The organism is Paraburkholderia dilworthii, from assembly GCF_000472525.1.
In the GTDB taxonomy this organism is placed as follows: domain Bacteria; phylum Pseudomonadota; class Gammaproteobacteria; order Burkholderiales; family Burkholderiaceae; genus Paraburkholderia; species Paraburkholderia dilworthii.
The window spans coordinates 78,390-93,631 of sequence record NZ_AWZT01000029.1; the positions used below are offsets into that span (position 1 = coordinate 78,390).

Genomic DNA, 15,242 nt, shown 5'->3' on the forward strand with positions numbered 1-15,242 from the left:
GCTCGGGCCGCGCGGCTCTTTATATGGGGACGTGGCTGCTGTGGCCCGCGAATAAGCGTGAACGCTTGACGCACTCATCTACCGGATTTTCCGGACGCACCAAAGCAGAGTTTCTGCGACGCGCGGAAGCAATGACCGCGAAAACGTTTGCGCGTCCGAACTAGCATTTGCCCAATGCGCGCGCATGACGCGTTCAGCAGTTTTGCCCGCTATTTCAGGGGCCTAAAATGCGCTGCCTCCTGACAATGTGTAATAGTCCGCAACAGTGCTTTGCGGTTTTCCCTCATTCATTTCGCGACCTTATCGCGTAGACTTGACTGCAACAAAAAATGATTACGGGGTGTGAGGATGTTGGCCGTTTTCGTGATCGCCTGTCCGATCTGCATTGTGGCGCTTTTCGGTTTTGCGCGGCATGTCGATCCGCGCACAGGTCACTTCAAGCGTTGATCTTCAACGTCGGGAGCTTCAGCAAAGCCGGCAGGTGAATTCCGCTGCCGGCCTTCAGCCGTCGCCGGTTTGTCTGCGGCCCTTGCTTTCGAGTGCCGGGTCGCGGCACGATGCGCGATAACCTGAATCGGGGCCGCATCGCGTATGCATAACTTTCTGGCGAAACTGGCGGCACGCGCGAGTGTGCTCAAGGGCGTGCTTCCATTGAGCCGCGCCGCGGCCATGCGGGATGCGCTGGCGGGCGTGCAGCTCGCGTCGATGGATATTCCGCAGGTACTCGGTTACGCACGCATTGCGGGCATGCCGGCCGTTACCGGGCTCTACACGGTCTTTCTGCCGCTTATTGCGTTTGCCTTTTTCGGGGCATCCCGGCATCTCGTCGTCGCTGCAGATTCCGCCACCGCCACGATCTTCGCTAGCCGCCTGTCGAACATGGCGCCGGTTTCGAGCGTCGAATACGCGTCGCTCGCCGCGATGGTGGCGTTGCTTACCGCTGCGCTGCTGCTTGTCGCGCGCATTTTCAAACTGGGCTTTCTCGCCGACTTCCTGTCGCGCACCGTGCTGGTCGGCTTCCTGGCCGGAGTCGGCGTGCAAGTGGGCATTGCCATGTTGGGCGATATGCTCGGCTTACCGGGTCACGCGGCGCGCAGCATCGATCAGCTTGTGCTCGTCGCGCGTGACTGGACGCAGCTTAATGGGCCGACGTTCGCGATTTCGGTGCTGGTGGTCGCGGCGGTTCTGTTCTGCAAACGTGTCTGGCCGCGTTTACCGTTGCCGCTGATCGCAGTCGTGGCGGGGATCGCCGCGAGCGATGTGTACGGTTTCGCCGCGCTTGGCATTGCGGTGCTGGGTCCGGTGGCCGGAGGGTTGCCGCCGCTGCGCATACCGTCGGTCACATGGCAGCAGATGCTCGACCTCGTGCCGGTCGCGGCCTCGTGTTTCGTGATGATCGTCGCGCAAAGCGCCGCGGCGAGCCGTGTGTTCGCCGAGCGCCATCACGAAGCAGTCGACACGAATGCCGACCTGCTCGGCATCGCCGCGGCCAATGCAGCGGCAGCGTTGTCGGGCGCGTTCGTAGTGAACGGCAGTCCGACGCAGACGGCGATGGCCGATCGTGCCGGCACGCGCAGCCAGTTTGCGCAGATCGTATTCGCGGCGGTGGTGGTCGTGGTCCTGCTGTTTTTCAGCCGCTTTTTGCAGTATCTGCCGCGCTGCATTCTGGCGAGCATCGTATTCACGATCGCGGTCGGACTGATCGATCTAAAGTCCTTGTTTGCGATTCGCCGCGAGAGTCCTGGCGAATTCGCACTCGCAGTGTTCACCGCTGCGGCCGTGGTGGTGATCGGCGTCGAGCACGGCATTCTGGTGGCGGTCGCGTTGTCGCTGCTGCGCCACGTGCGCCACAGTTATCGTCCGCATACGATGATTCTCGCGCCCGGCGACGACGGCATCTGGGTGCCGGTGCCCGCGGTTGCGGGCACGCAGACTTCGCCGGGGCTGATCGTTTACCGCTTCGGCGCCGACCTGTTCTACGCGAACGACCACTTTTTCGTCGACGACGCTCGGCGCCTGATCGACCATGCGCCGAGCAGCGTGCGCTGGTTCGTCATCGATGCAAGCGCGATTACCGACCTCGACTATTCGGCGTCGCGCTCCGTGGGCGAACTGTGCGCGCTGTTGAAACAAAGCGGCATCGACGTGATTTTCGCTCGCGTGAACCGCTATTTGCGCTCGGACATGGACCGGCACGGCATCACGCCGATCATCGGCGCAAGCTGCATTTTCAGCACGTTGCACGAAGCGCTGCGCGCCGCAGGCGTGGAGCAGCCGGTCGGGAAATAAAGGCGTTAGCTTTTCGAAGCCAGCATCTTCAGACCGGCAATGCCGAACATGATCGCAAGCGAGCCGTCGAGCCAGCGTCGTATCGCGATGTAGATGCGCCGCGCGGATGCCGTCGAAAACAGCAGCGCATAACTGCTGAACACCGACACGCCGATGCACATGCAGCCGAGCACGATGGGCGCGATATGCGACGTACCGCCCGTCGGCGACATGGCGAGCGACACGATCGACATCCACACGAGAACAGCCTTTGGATTCGTGAGATGCAACAGCAGGCCACGCAGATAGAGCCGCTTGAGCGGCTCATTCTGTCGTGCGTCGCTTTCCGGTAATGCGCGAGGGGCGAACGCCGAGCGCGCCGATTTGATGCCGAGCCACAGCAGATAAAGCCCACCGGCGATCCTGATCGCGACGAGGCATTCCGAGCAAGTAGCGAGCACCGCCGACAAACCGAGCGAAGCCAGCAGCGCCCAGAAGAACGATCCCGACACCACGCCCAGCGCAAAGACGAGCGCCGAGCGGCGGCCGGCGCGCATTGCGAGAGACATGATGGCCAGATTGCTCGGGCCGGGACTTGCCGTGCCGACGAAGTAGGCGCTGTAGGCGATCAGGACATCGGCGGTGACGAAGGCGGTGGGCGTCATGGGGCTGCGACTCGGGGATGGGCAGTGGGAATAGCGATTCTGCGCGCCGCCGCATGGACCGCACAGATACAGTTGAGCGCGCGTCGATCTGCACAATCGCGCATCCGCGCCGCGTTTTATTCGTTCGCCGCGGTTCCGATGCAATCAGCAAGCGCCCCGGCCACCGCCTGACGGCTATGCCGCGGGCGCTGCACGAGGCCGATTTCACGATGAAAGGTCGCATCTTCGAGCGATAACGCGACGACGCCCGCAGGCCACTTGCCGAGGCCTGCGGTGTTCGGAATGAGTGCGACGCCGATGCCGCGCGCGACCAGTTGCACGATCGCCTGCAATTCGTCGAGCTCCAGCACGTCGTGCACATCTAGCCGCGCGCGCCGCAAAAAACGGTCGACGAGCCGGCCGCCGAACGACGTACGGTCATAGCGGATAAACGGTTCGCTCTTCAACAGTTCGCGCCACGACTGCTTGCCGCGCGCGAGCGCTTTAGGTACGAGCAGCATGAACGGTTCGGTGACGAGCGAGCGCCACTCCAGTTCGGACGGTAGTGCAAACGGCGGCTTGATAATGACAGCAAGATCCAGTTCCTCCGAGTCCACCTGTCCGAGCAGATTGAGCGATACGCCCGGCACGACGCGAATGCGCCAGCCTGGACGGTCTACTCGAAAGCGCGCCAATGCGTTCGCGAGAAACGAAACTTGCGCCGATGCGATCGCACCCACGCGCAGCATGCCGCTCTCCGCCGCGACCGCGCCGCGTTCGGACAGCCGCGCGTAAAGCGCCATGATTTCCTCGGCGAGCGCGAGCGTTTCGCGTCCAGCGTCGTTGAGCGTGGCCGAGCGGCCCGTGCGGTCGAACAACGCAAAGCCGAGCTCTTCTTCGAGTCGCTGCATTTGCGCGCTGACGGCCGACTGCGTGAGTCCGATGCGAGCGCCCGCGCCCGAAAACGTCCCGTACTGGCTCACGGCGATTAAAGTTCTGAGTTCGGCGAGCATGGTTCGATTGATCGATTTTGGTGATGGTCAGATCAAATATATATCGTTTTGCACCATTTTTTCTGGTGGTTAAGCTATTGGCGACTTAGGCATGTCCCCGTCGAGATCATCAACCGCATCACCTACATAAACAGCGAGCCATACATCATGAGCGTTGCCGACACCGTCTTGCCGCCGTTTCATCTGGCGTTTCCTGTTCATAGCCTTGTTGCTGCGCGCGAGTTCTATGGCGAATTGCTCGGCTGCCCCGAAGGTCGCAGTTCGGAGCAGTGGGTCGATTTCAACTTCTACGGACACCAGATCGTGGCGCACCTCGCGCCGGAAGAAGTGGGCCACCGCCAGACCAGCAAGGTCGATGGCGACGCCGTGCCGGTGCGCCACTTCGGTGCCGTGCTTTCAATGGAGCAATGGCAGGCTGCGGCGGACAAGCTGCAAAAGGCCGGCATCGACTTCATCATCGAGCCGCATGTGCGTTTCAAGGGCGAAGTCGGCGAACAGGCGACCATGTTTTTTCTCGACCCGTCGGGCAACGCGCTCGAATTCAAGGCGTTTGCCGATATGTCGTCGCTGTTCGCGAAGTGAAGGCATGAAAAAAAGCGTAGGCTAATTGAAACAAAACGGCGGTCAGCCGTTGCGAAGGGCCGCCTGTCAGCAGGTTTTTCTTACGATAAGCTTCCTGACAATTCCGCCATTTTCGCGCCATGCAGGTGTTGGTGCCAGCGATCTAGCATAAGCGCCAGTTCGCCCATCCCTCACCTGCTCCCGCAGTCACCTGCACTTTATTCAGGCGCGTTTCATGTGGATTGTCAACGTTGCGCTTAAGCGGCCTTACACGTTCATCGTGATGGCCATTCTGATCGTGCTGGCGACGCCTTTCGTGCTGTTCACCACGCCGGTCGACGTGCTGCCGGAAATCAATATTCCGGTGGTCAGCATCATCTGGACGTACAACGGCTTGTCCGCGGAGGACATGGCCCACCGCATCGCCTCGGTCAACGAACGCAGCCTGACCACCACGGTCAACGACATCGAGCATATCGAGTCCCAATCGCTCGCGGGTATCACGATCCTCAAGGTGTTCTTGCAGCCGAATGCGAACATCCAGACCGCGATTGCGCAGACAGTGGCAGTCGAACAGGCGCAGCTCAAACAGATGCCGCCGGGCGCGACGCCGCCTCTCGTGATCAGCTATTCGGCGTCCAGCATTCCAGTGATTCAACTCGGCCTGTCGAGCACGAGGCTCTCGGAGCAGCAGCTCAACGATACGGCGCTCAACTTCCTGCGGCCGCAACTGGTGACGATTCCCGGCGCGGCCGTGCCGTATCCATACGGCGGCAAATCGCGGCTGATTTCGGTGGACCTCAACACACGCGCGTTGCTCGCCAAGGGTCTTACACCGTTGGACGTGGTCAGCGCCTTCAACGCGCAAAACCTGATTCTGCCGACCGGCACGGCGAAGATCGGACCGAAGGAATACACGATCAACATGAACGGCTCGCCGCCGACGCTCGAAGGGCTCAACGATATTCCGGTGCGCACGGTCAACGGCGCGACGACGTATCTGCGCGAAGTCGCTCACGTGCGCGACGGTTTCTCGCCGCAAACCAATATCGTGCGGCAGAACGGCCATCGCGGCGTGCTGATTTCGGTGCTGAAGAACGGTAGTGCGTCGACACTCTCGATCGTCAATGCGCTGCATCGCTTGCTGCCGGCCGCGCGCGCGGCGTTGCCGCCCGATCTGAAGATCACGGCGTTGTTCGACCAATCGGTGTTCGTGAAAGCGGCTGTGCAGGGCGTGGTGCGCGAGGCGGTGGTCGCGGCGGCGTTGACCGCCGCGATGATTCTGCTGTTTCTCGGCAACTGGCGCAGCACCTGCATCATCGCGATCTCGATTCCGTTGTCGATCTTGTCCTCGCTGATCGCGTTGCATGCGCTCGGCCAGACCATCAACATCATGACGCTCGGAGGTCTCGCGCTCGCGGTGGGTATTCTCGTCGACGATGCGACGGTGACGATCGAGAACATCGAGCGGCATCTGCATATGGGCACGAATCTGCACGATGCGATTCTCGAAGGCGCAGGCGAAATCGCCATTCCCGCGCTCGTTTCGACGCTGTGTATCTGCATCGTATTCGTGCCGATGTTCTTTCTGACCGGCGTGGCGCGCTACCTGTTCGTGCCGCTCGCCGAAGCGGTGGTCTTCGCGATGCTCGCGTCGTACATTCTGTCGCGCACGCTCGTGCCCACGCTGGCCATGCTGCTGATGGGCCACGCGCATAGGCCGAAGGCCGGTGCAAAGCCGAGCCTGTTCGCGCGTCTTTATCGACGCTTCGATAACGGCTTCGAGCGCATGCGAGCCGCCTACATTGTGATTCTGAGCAGCCTGCTCGTGCGCCGCGCCCGCTTTGGCAGCATTTTTCTCGGCTTTTGCGTGGTGTCGATGGGGCTCGCGTTCGTGCTGGGTGAAGACTTCTTCCCGAGTGTCGACGCGGGCAATATCCGCTTGCATATGCGCGCGCCGACCGGAACACGCATCGAGGAAACCGCGCGTCTTGCCGACGAAGTCGAAAAGGTGATCCGCGAAGTCGTGCCCGAAAATGAGCTCGGCACGATCCTCGACAACCTTGGCTTGCCGTACAGCGGCATCAACCTTTCGTATAGCAACGCAGGCACGATCGGCACGCTCGACGGCGAGATCCAGATCGCACTGAAAGAAGGCCACGAGCCGACGCAAGTCTATGTGGACAAGCTGCGCGCGATGCTGCCGCAACGTTTTCCTGGCGTGGAGTTTTTCTTTCAGCCCGCGGACATCGTCACGCAGATTCTGAACTTCGGCCTTCCCGCAGCCGTGGACGTGCAGATCTCCGGCGCGGATCAACAGGGTAATTTCGAGGTCGCGCGCAAGCTGCTCAAACAGGTGCGCCTGATCCCCGGCACGGTCGACACGCACATCCAGCAGAAGCTCGACGAGCCCGCCATCAACCTGCAAATGGACCGCACGCGTTTGCAGCAACTCAATCTCACCGCGAGCAATGTCGCGCAAAACCTGCTGATTTCACTATCGGGGAGCTCGCAGACCTCACCCGGCTTCTGGTACAACGAGCGCAACGGCGTCGAGTACAACGTTGCAGTGCAAACGCCGCAGTACCGTATTTCGTCTATCGACGACCTGTTGCGCACGCCGGTGTCGGCTTCCGCAACGGGTCCGACGCAACTGCTCGGCAATCTCGTGCGCGTGCAGCCGCAAAGCCAGTTCGCGGTCGTCACGCACTACAACATCCGGCCGGTGATCGACCTCTACGTGAGCGTCGATAAGCGCGACCTCGGAAGCGTCGCGGACCGGGTCGACAAGCTTGTCGAAGAAGCGCGCGCGTCGCTGCCGCGCGGCAGCCAGATCACCGTACGCGGTCAGGTACAGACGATGCGCAGTTCCTATTTCGGTCTCGGCCTCGGCGTGGCGATGGCGATTGTGCTCGTGTATCTGCTGATCGTCGTGAATTTCCAGTCGTGGGTCGATCCGCTGATTATCGTCAGTGCTTTGCCTGCGGCTCTTGCGGGCATCGTCTGGATGCTGTTTTTGACCGGCACGCATCTGAGCGTGCCGGCGCTCACCGGCGCGATCATGACGATGGGCGTGGCCACGGCCAACAGTATTCTGATGGTTGCGTTCGCGCGTCAGCGGCTTTCCGCCGGTGCGCCGCCGCTCACGGCCGCGCTCGAAGCGGGAGCAAGCCGCATTCGCCCGGTGTTGATGACGGCGTTCGCGATGATCATCGGCATGATTCCGATGGCGCTCGGCCTCGGCGAAGGCGCGGAGCAGAACGCGCCGCTCGGCCGCGCGGTGATCGGCGGACTGCTGTTTGCGACGGTGTCCACGCTGTTTTTCGTGCCGTTGGTGTTCGCAGGTATTCATACGCGCCTCGCGCGGCGCCATCGCGACGAACCTGAAGACAACGGCAACGGCAGTGCCGGCGAACCGGCCTGAAGTCGAACAGGCAGATTGAAGAACACGTGATGAATACGGCTACCCAGGCTAACGGAGCTAGCTAACCGAGATGGCTAACTGAGATGACCGAAAAAACTCATGCATCGCTGGCGATTCCGTCGCGAGAGACCGAAAGCGGCCACGCACTGCCGCCGCGCAATCGCGAATGGAAGCGCGCGAAGATCGCCATCTGGATCGTGCTGATACTGCTTGCACTCGGCGCATTGCGCACGGTGATCGCGAACCTCATGCAAAACCGCGCCGTCGAGCAGACGACGAAGCAAAACGCCACGCAATACGTGAACGTGGTGAGCCCGACGCCGGCCGAAGGCGGCGGCAGCACCACGTTGCCGGGCACGTTGCGCGGCAGTGTCGAATCGCCGATCTATGCGCGTTCCACCGGTTATCTGCTGCGCTGGTATGCCGACATCGGCACGCGCGTCAAGCAGGGCCAGTTGCTCGCGGAACTCGACACGCCCGAGATCGATCAGGAGCTCGCGCAGGCACTCGCGCAGCGGCAGCAAACCAGTTCGAGTCTCGCGCTTGCGAAGAGCTCGCTCGAACGCTGGCAGCAGCTGCGTCAACGGGATGCGGTCTCGCAGCAGGAACTCGACGAACGGCAGAGCACGTATACGCAGGATGTCGCGAATCTTGCCGCCGCCGATGCCAACGTGCAGCGCCTGCGCCAACTCGAATCGTTCAAGCGGATCGTCGCGCCGTTCGCGGGCGTGGTCACGCAACGTAATGTAGATGTGGGCGACCTGATCGACGCGGGCAGCGGCACGAGCCGCGCGCTGTTCGCGCTCGCACAGTCGGATCCGCTGCGTGTTTATGTGCAATTGCCGCAGGCGTACGCGCAAAACGTATCGGTCGGACAGAACGTCGTCGTCACGCAGGCAGAGCTGCCCGGCCAGCAGTTTCATGGCACCGTCACGCACATCTCGGGCGCGATCGACGTGCCCACCCGGTCGCTCCAAGTCGAAGTGACGCTGCCGAATCCGGATAACAAGCTGCGTCCGGGCGCCTATGTGCAAGTAGCGCTGGCTTCCGTCGCCCGCGCGCAGTGGATGATACCTGGCAACGCGTTGCTGTTTCGCGCCGAGGGTCCGCGGGCTGCAGTGGTCGATGCAAAGGGCAACGTGCAGTTGCGCAAGATCGTGATCGCGCAGGACCTCGGGCAGACGCTCGAAATAGAAAGCGGAGTTGATGGTAACGACAAAATCATCATCAACCCGAGCGATTCCATTGCGGACGGCGATCATGTTGAAATCGCGCAGCCGCAGAAGAGCAAGGAGGCGTCGTGAAGCGCAGGCGCGACAGCCGGGGCGTCGTCGGCTTTGCCGCTGCGGCCGGCGTGGCGGCTGGCGCGGCCATGCTCGCCGCGTGTACCGTCGGCCCGGACTACAAGCGGCCGCAGGCAGAGGTGCCGCCCGCATGGAACACCGATTCGTACTGGCGCGTCGCGGCTCCGTCGCATGCGCCGATGGACCCGGACTGGTGGCACGTCTATCGCGACCCCACGCTCGCCTCGCTGGAGGCGCAGGCGCTCGCGCAGAATCAGACGCTCGTGGCCGCGAGCGCGCACTATGCCCAGGCGAAGGCGACGCTTGCGAATACGCGCGCGCAGCAGGTTCCCGAGGTGGACCTCGCGGCATCGGCGTCGCGCTTCCGGATTTCGCGAGACAGGCCGCGTACGAACTATGGCGTGCCGACCACGTCGACGGTGCAGAACAACGTGCAACTCGGTCCGACGATCAGCTACGACACCGATCTCTTCGGCCGCATACGCCGCCAGGTGGAAGGCGCGGCGGCGTCCGCCGAGCAATCGGCCGACGATCTCGCGAATGCGCGGCTCGTGCTCACCACCGAGGTGGCGAGCGACTACTTCTCATTGCGCGAGCTCGACACCGAAATCGACGTGCTGAATCAGTCGGTCAAGCTGCAACAGAAAGCGCTCGATTATGTGAACTCCGAACATGAGCTCGGCGCAGTGTCCGGGCTCGACGTGTTGCAGCAAAAATCGCTGCTCGACACCACACGTGTGCAGGCGCAACTGCTGCTGAACCAGCGCGCGCAATTCGAGCATGCGATCGCCGCGCTCGTCGGCGTGCCCGCGCCGCAATTTGCAATCGAGCCGAAGGTGCTGAACTCGCAGGTGCCGGCGATTGCGCTCGGCGTGCCGAGCGACGTGCTGCAACGGCGGCCCGACATCGCCTCCGCCGAGCGCGCGATGGCAGCGGCGAATGCGCAGATCGGCGTTGCTAAGGCGGCGTTTTTTCCGAGCCTCACACTGACGCCCGGCATCGGCTGGGAAAGCACGCAACTCGCGAGCTTGCTAAGCGCGCCGACGCTGATGTGGACGCTCGGTGCGGCAGCGGGCCAGGTGCTGTTCGACGGCGGACGCCGCGCGGCCAACGTGCAGTTCGCAAGCGAAGGCTATAAAGCGACCGAGGCCGATTATCGGCAAACGGTGCTCAACGCATTCCAGCAGGTGCAGGACGGCATTACGGGGCTTGCCGTGCTCGACGGCGCGGCGAAGCAATCAGAGCAAGCGGTCGCGGATGCGCAGCGTCTGCTTGCGCTTGCCAACGACCGTTATTCGGGCGGCCTCGTCGCGTATCTGGACGTGATCACCGCGCAGCAGTCGCTGCTCAACAGCAAACGCCAGGACGCGCAGATTCACGGCCAGCAGATGACGCTTTCCGTTGCACTCGTGAAGGCGCTGGGCGGTGGGTGGGAGGCGGGTAGCCAAGTGTCGGACGTCGCCCAGCAGGACATGTAGCCGAACGGCGCGACGCAAGCACGAGCCGCCGCGCGCTGAGACGCGTCAGGTGAACGAAGCAATACAAGGCGTTTCGTATAATGCAGACACTAGGGGACGCGCATGAAATTGCTGATTGTTGAAGACGAGCACAAGGTGGTGGACTATCTGCGCTCCGGTTTGACAGAGCAGGGCTGGGTCGTGGACGTCGCCCTCGATGGCGAAGAGGGCATGCATCTCGCCACCGAGTTCGATTACGACGTGATCGTGCTGGACGTCATGCTGCCCAAGCGCGACGGCTTCAGCGTGCTGAAGGCGCTGCGCATGCGCAAGTCCACACCGGTCATCATGCTGACTGCGCGCGATCATGTGAACGATCGCGTGCGCGGCCTGCGCGAAGGCGCCGACGACTATCTGACCAAGCCGTTCTCCTTCCTCGAACTTGTCGAGCGCCTGCACGCGCTTGCGCGCCGCACGCGTTCGCAGGAATCCACGCTGATTTGCGTCGGCGATCTGTTTGTCGATCTGATCGGGCGGCGCGCAACGCGAGAGGGCGTGCGCCTCGATCTGACCGCCAAGGAATTCCAGCTGCTAAGCGTTTTAGCCCGCAGGCAAGGCGATATTCTGTCGAAGACAGCGATCACCGAACTCGTGTGGGACGTCAACTTCGATAGTCATACGAACGTGGTCGAAACCGCGATCAAGCGATTGCGTGCGAAGCTCGACGGCCCATTTTCGTCGAAGCTGCTGCACACGGTGCGTGGCATGGGTTACGTGCTCGAAGTGCGCGAAGAGGCGGAGCAGCCATGAACCGTTCTATTGCGCGGCGCCTCGCATTGATGTTCGCGCTCGTCGCGCTGTTTGTGTTTACGCTCGTCGGCGCGGGGCTTTTCGCGGTGTTGCGCTCGCAACTCGAAAGCCACTTGCGCGAATCGCTCGACGACCGTGCGCAGATTGCGCGGCTCATCTGCAATCACGGGCTCACTCCTGAAAAATGGCGCATGTCGCGCGAGAAGCTGACCGACATGACCCCGCATGACCGGAGTACCGTGTATGCGGTAACGAGCATCGAGCCGTCCTACAACTACGGCAAGCCCATCGAAGGCTCGTCCGTGAAGACCTGGCCCGGTGGCTACGCGCGCGTGAAACCGGTAGGTGGCGGCGAAGACATGCTCACCACCACCGTGTCCATTCCCGGCTATTCGACGCGTCCGCCCATGCAGTTGCAGGTTGCGTCGAGCTATTTGCCGAACATTCGCACGATGCGCGTATTCGGCTTTGCGCTCGCTGCGCTGTCGGCACTTGGCAGTCTCGCGGTGTTGCTGCTCAGTTATTCGGTGACGCGCATCGGCCTCGCGCCGTTGACGCGTCTCACGCGCGACGCGTCGGCAGTCAGTCCGAACAATCGCTCGCAACGGCTGAATACCGCGTCGTTGCCGCACGAGTTGAATGACCTCGCTAATTCGTTCAACGGCGCGCTCGAACGACTCGACGGCGCATACTGCCGGCTTGAATCGTTCAATGCAGACGTCGCGCACGAATTGCGCACGCCAGTGACGATCCTGATCGGGCAGACCGAAGTTGCGTTGACGCGGAACCGCTCCGTCGACGATTTGCGTCATACCTTGCAGTCGAATCTCGAGGAATTCGAACGCATGCGCGCGATCATCAACGACATGTTGTTCCTCGCGCGCGCCGATCAAGGCGAGCGTGCGACGGGTCTGGTGGAAGTGTCGCTCGCCGCGGAGGTGTCGCATACGCTGGAGTTTCTGGAGATTCCGCTCGAAGAAGCCCGCGTGCATGCGCGCTTGCATGGCGACGCCGCGGCGCATGTGAACCGCTCGCTGTTCGGCCGAGCCTGCACGAATCTGTTGATGAACGCGATCCAGCATTGCCAGGCGGGTGCACAGATCAACGTCAGGATCGTGCGCGACGGGCAGCAGGTGCGGATCGAAGTTGCGAATCCCGGCGAGCCGATCGAGCCCGCCGTGCTCGAACATCTGTTCGACCGTTTTTATCGCGCGGAAGCATCGCGCACGAATAGCCGCGAAAATCACGGTCTCGGTCTCGCGATCGTGAAGGCGATTGCAGAGATGCATCGCGGCAGCGTGTCGGTGCAGAGCGCGAACGGCGTGAACACGTTTGCCTTTTCGATTGCTGCTTCGCTCGCGGACAGCGCTGTGCCGGCGGTACGTTCAGGCGCGGGGAATGTGGCGGCGAATGCAGGGACGAATGCGAACAACGCAGCCGCACCGGCTTCCTATTCGTCGCTCGTAAAAGGCAAGTCTGCCTGAACCGGCAGACGCCGCTGCGGCGCTTGTGCGCTTGCAGGAGTCAGTGCGCTCACGCGCACGCCGAGCAGCCGCAGCTTGCGGTTCAGTTCGACGCGCCGCAGGCATTCGGTGGCCGCGCGCCGTATTTCGGCGGCATCGGCGGTCGGCGTGTCGAGCGTCAGGTCGCGCGTGACCGTGCGGAAATCGTCGTAGCGCAATTTGATGCCGACCGTCTTGCCCACATAGCCTTTACATACGAGGTCTTCTGCGACCCGCACACACAGGCCGGTAAACGAACTGGACAGTGCAGGCCGGTCATGGCGCGGATGCAGATCACGCTCGAAGGTGGTCTCGCGGCTCATCGACTTCGGCTCTGATTCGATCACGACCGGCCGCTCGTCATGGCCTTGCGCGACCTCCATCAGCCACGCCGAGTAGCTGCGCCCAAAGTGATCTTGCAGCAGGCCCGCGTCTGCCGCCGCCAGATCGCCAACCGTGGCGATGCCAAGCGCTGTCAATTTTTCCGCTGCTTTGGGCCCGATGCCGTTGACCTTGCGCACCGGCAACGGCCACACGCGCAGCGGCACGTCCGCGCGCGTGAGAATCGTGAGGCCGTCAGGTTTGTCCAGTTCTGAGCCGATCTTTGCAAGAAGTTTGTTCGGTGCAATCGCAATGGAGCAGGTTAAGCCGGTCGCTTCTCGAACTGCATCTTTGATGCGAGCGCCGAGCACACGCGAGTCACCGTGCACGAGCGTGAGGTCAACGAAAATCTCGTCAATCCCTCGGTCCTCAATCTGATCGGTGAACGTTCGAACTGCGTCCTTGAATAGGCGCGAGTAACGTCGATAGGAGTCGAAATCGGTTGGTAAAAGAACCGCATCCGGCGCGAGTTGCGCAGCCTTCATCATGCCCATCGCCGAAAACACGCCGAACGCTCGCGCCTCGTACGTCGATGTCGTGACGACACCACGTCCAGCGTAATCGCGGAGTTTGGCGAAGCGCCGCGTACCGTCGGACTGAAGTTCCCGTGTCGCATTGCGGCCGCCTCCGATTACAACGGGTTTGCCTCTTAACTCAGGATAGCGAAGCAGTTCGACTGAAGCATAGAACGCATCCATGTCGACATGCGCGATGCGACGTGAAGGCTCGTTGCTCACGATAACTGTATTGCCACGCTACACAACATATTTCCAATTTCCGTACGTAGGGTCGCGAGGGCTCTGAACCAGTTTTCGAAAACAACATAGGCGTTGGTCGTTGCGGCCGCTAATCTTGCTCGAATATCGAAACCCGCGTTCTTCGGTGACCTAGAATCAGCCGTATGTACATTTTCGCGATGTGCATCTTCACCAACGCCGAATATACTGTATATCTATACAGTATTCTACTGTTCACAGCACAATGGTGCAAGATCCGCGTCATGCCAGCCGACCAAAGCCGTGACGATGCAGCAGGATCAAGTAAGCGACATCGAACCGTCGGCGCGCAGTTGTGTTTGCGTCAATTTTCGGACGTGGCAAAGCTTGCGGGGAATCGGCGTCAACAAAGTCTGCTTCAACTCGTGCTGTGTGAAAAGAATGTGGCTCCAACGTTGGGTGGGACTCGTTCGAGGCTAGATGCGATCGGTTGTAGGCGCGCCTTGTGCGGTTTGACCATTGCCTGTACGGCACTCGCAGTGGTCCGTGTGGCTATGCCAAAGGATAGAGGAAGCAAACAGAAGCGCATTTTTGCAGCATCACACTGACAATCGGAATTGATGTATCTAGAGTAAATCACTCGACGAACTTCTTGAAATGCAATTTGGGGTGAAACGAGTGGAGCGGCCCCCTGAAACTCCGGACACGGTCTCCCACTTACAGTAGCGGGTAGGCATACGAGTGTGTTAATGAGATGGTCGCCCCCGCCTCCGAGGTCAGGTTACGCTACGGAGGCCTTCTACCAAGGGGAACCATCATGCAAGATGTGGCGCTCATAGGAATTGATCTCGGCAAACACTGTTTTCACCTGCACGGCCAGGACCGGAAGGGCAACGAAGTGTTCCGGAGGAAAATGACGCGCAAGCAGCTCGTGGAGCTACTAGCGAACTTTCCAGCCTGCACCATTGTCATGGAAGCCTGTGCCGGCGCGCACTTCATGGCACGCACCCTGGGCGCATTCGGACACCGCGTCAGGCTAATCTCACCGCACTTTGTGAGACCCTTCGTCAAAAGTAACAAAAACGACTTCGCTGATGCGCAAGCGATCTGCGAGGCAGCATCCCGCCCGTCCATGCGTTTCGTCACACCGCGAACAGAACCT

The 15,242-nt window shown here is 61.5% G+C and carries 11 protein-coding genes; 8 read left to right on the forward strand and 3 right to left on the reverse strand.

Annotated features, from left to right (window positions below):
* Nucleotides 1–591: 591 nt before the first annotated feature.
* Nucleotides 592–2,289 carry a SulP family inorganic anion transporter gene (locus F759_RS0122955; protein WP_027801932.1) on the forward strand — a complete coding sequence of 566 codons (1,698 nt, stop codon included), beginning with the start codon at nt 592–594 and terminating at the stop codon, nt 2,287–2,289.
* 5 nt (nt 2,290–2,294) lie between these two features.
* Here F759_RS0122955 and F759_RS0122960 read toward each other — a convergent pair whose 3' ends face one another.
* Both F759_RS0122960 and F759_RS0122965 read right to left on the reverse strand, forming a co-directional pair.
* Entirely contained in the window at nt 2,295–2,933 is a 639-nt protein-coding gene (locus F759_RS0122960) for a LysE family translocator (protein ID WP_027801933.1), read from the reverse strand.
* Nucleotides 2,934–3,049: 116 nt separating this feature from the next.
* Nucleotides 3,050–3,925 carry a LysR family transcriptional regulator gene (locus tag F759_RS0122965; protein WP_027801934.1) on the reverse strand — a complete coding sequence of 292 codons (876 nt, stop codon included), beginning with the start codon at nt 3,923–3,925 and terminating at the stop codon, nt 3,050–3,052.
* 147 nt (nt 3,926–4,072) lie between these two features.
* Between F759_RS0122965 and F759_RS0122970 the strand changes: the two genes are divergently transcribed.
* The 6 genes from F759_RS0122970 to F759_RS0122995 all read left to right on the forward strand — a co-directional run bounded on the left by F759_RS0122970 (nt 4,073) and on the right by F759_RS0122995 (nt 12,965).
* On the forward strand, nt 4,073–4,507 hold the full coding sequence (locus F759_RS0122970) for a VOC family protein (protein ID WP_027801935.1): 435 nt from the start codon (nt 4,073–4,075) through the stop codon (nt 4,505–4,507).
* Between the two features lie 214 nt (nt 4,508–4,721).
* Complete coding sequence (locus tag F759_RS0122975) at nt 4,722–7,910, forward strand: efflux RND transporter permease subunit (protein WP_027801936.1); 3,189 nt, start codon at nt 4,722–4,724, stop codon at nt 7,908–7,910.
* An 83-nt stretch (nt 7,911–7,993) separates the two neighbouring features.
* Nucleotides 7,994–9,214: an efflux RND transporter periplasmic adaptor subunit gene (locus F759_RS0122980; protein WP_027801937.1), complete on the forward strand. Its 1,221-nt coding sequence runs from the start codon at nt 7,994–7,996 to the stop codon at nt 9,212–9,214.
* Nucleotides 9,215–9,282: 68 nt separating this feature from the next.
* Nucleotides 9,283–10,692, forward strand: coding sequence for an efflux transporter outer membrane subunit (locus F759_RS38310; protein WP_244438890.1), 1,410 nt, complete (start codon nt 9,283–9,285; stop codon nt 10,690–10,692).
* 102 nt (nt 10,693–10,794) lie between these two features.
* Complete coding sequence (locus F759_RS0122990; RefSeq protein WP_027801938.1) at nt 10,795–11,481, forward strand: heavy metal response regulator transcription factor; 687 nt, start codon at nt 10,795–10,797, stop codon at nt 11,479–11,481.
* The gene (locus tag F759_RS0122995) at nt 11,478–12,965 is read left to right on the forward strand and encodes a heavy metal sensor histidine kinase (RefSeq protein WP_027801939.1); all 1,488 of its coding nucleotides are present in this window, start codon (nt 11,478–11,480) and stop codon (nt 12,963–12,965) included. Before F759_RS0122990 ends, F759_RS0122995 begins: the two co-directional genes overlap by 4 nt.
* On the opposite strand, the gene dinB is transcribed toward F759_RS0122995, so the two are convergent.
* Nucleotides 12,932–14,101 carry a DNA polymerase IV gene (gene dinB / locus F759_RS0123000; RefSeq protein WP_027801940.1) on the reverse strand — a complete coding sequence of 390 codons (1,170 nt, stop codon included), beginning with the start codon at nt 14,099–14,101 and terminating at the stop codon, nt 12,932–12,934. The two genes, F759_RS0122995 and dinB, sit on opposite strands and share 34 nt — an antisense overlap.
* Nucleotides 14,102–14,897: 796 nt before the next feature.
* Between dinB and F759_RS0123005 the strand changes: the two genes are divergently transcribed.
* Nucleotides 14,898–15,242: IS110 family transposase (locus F759_RS0123005; protein WP_152530691.1), on the forward strand; the 345-nt coding region annotated here is incomplete at its 3' end.

Coding starts and splice junctions, on each gene's coding strand:
- F759_RS0122955 (WP_027801932.1), top strand. CDS start 592: ATGCATAACTTTCTGGCGAAACTGGCGGCACGCGCGAGTGTGCTCAAG.
- F759_RS0122960 (WP_027801933.1), bottom strand. CDS start 2,933: ATGACGCCCACCGCCTTCGTCACCGCCGATGTCCTGATCGCCTACAGC.
- F759_RS0122965 (WP_027801934.1), bottom strand. CDS start 3,925: ATGCTCGCCGAACTCAGAACTTTAATCGCCGTGAGCCAGTACGGGACG.
- F759_RS0122970 (WP_027801935.1), top strand. CDS start 4,073: ATGAGCGTTGCCGACACCGTCTTGCCGCCGTTTCATCTGGCGTTTCCT.
- F759_RS0122975 (WP_027801936.1), top strand. CDS start 4,722: ATGTGGATTGTCAACGTTGCGCTTAAGCGGCCTTACACGTTCATCGTG.
- F759_RS0122980 (WP_027801937.1), top strand. CDS start 7,994: ATGACCGAAAAAACTCATGCATCGCTGGCGATTCCGTCGCGAGAGACC.
- F759_RS38310 (WP_244438890.1), top strand. CDS start 9,283: ATGCTCGCCGCGTGTACCGTCGGCCCGGACTACAAGCGGCCGCAGGCA.
- F759_RS0122990 (WP_027801938.1), top strand. CDS start 10,795: ATGAAATTGCTGATTGTTGAAGACGAGCACAAGGTGGTGGACTATCTG.
- F759_RS0122995 (WP_027801939.1), top strand. CDS start 11,478: ATGAACCGTTCTATTGCGCGGCGCCTCGCATTGATGTTCGCGCTCGTC.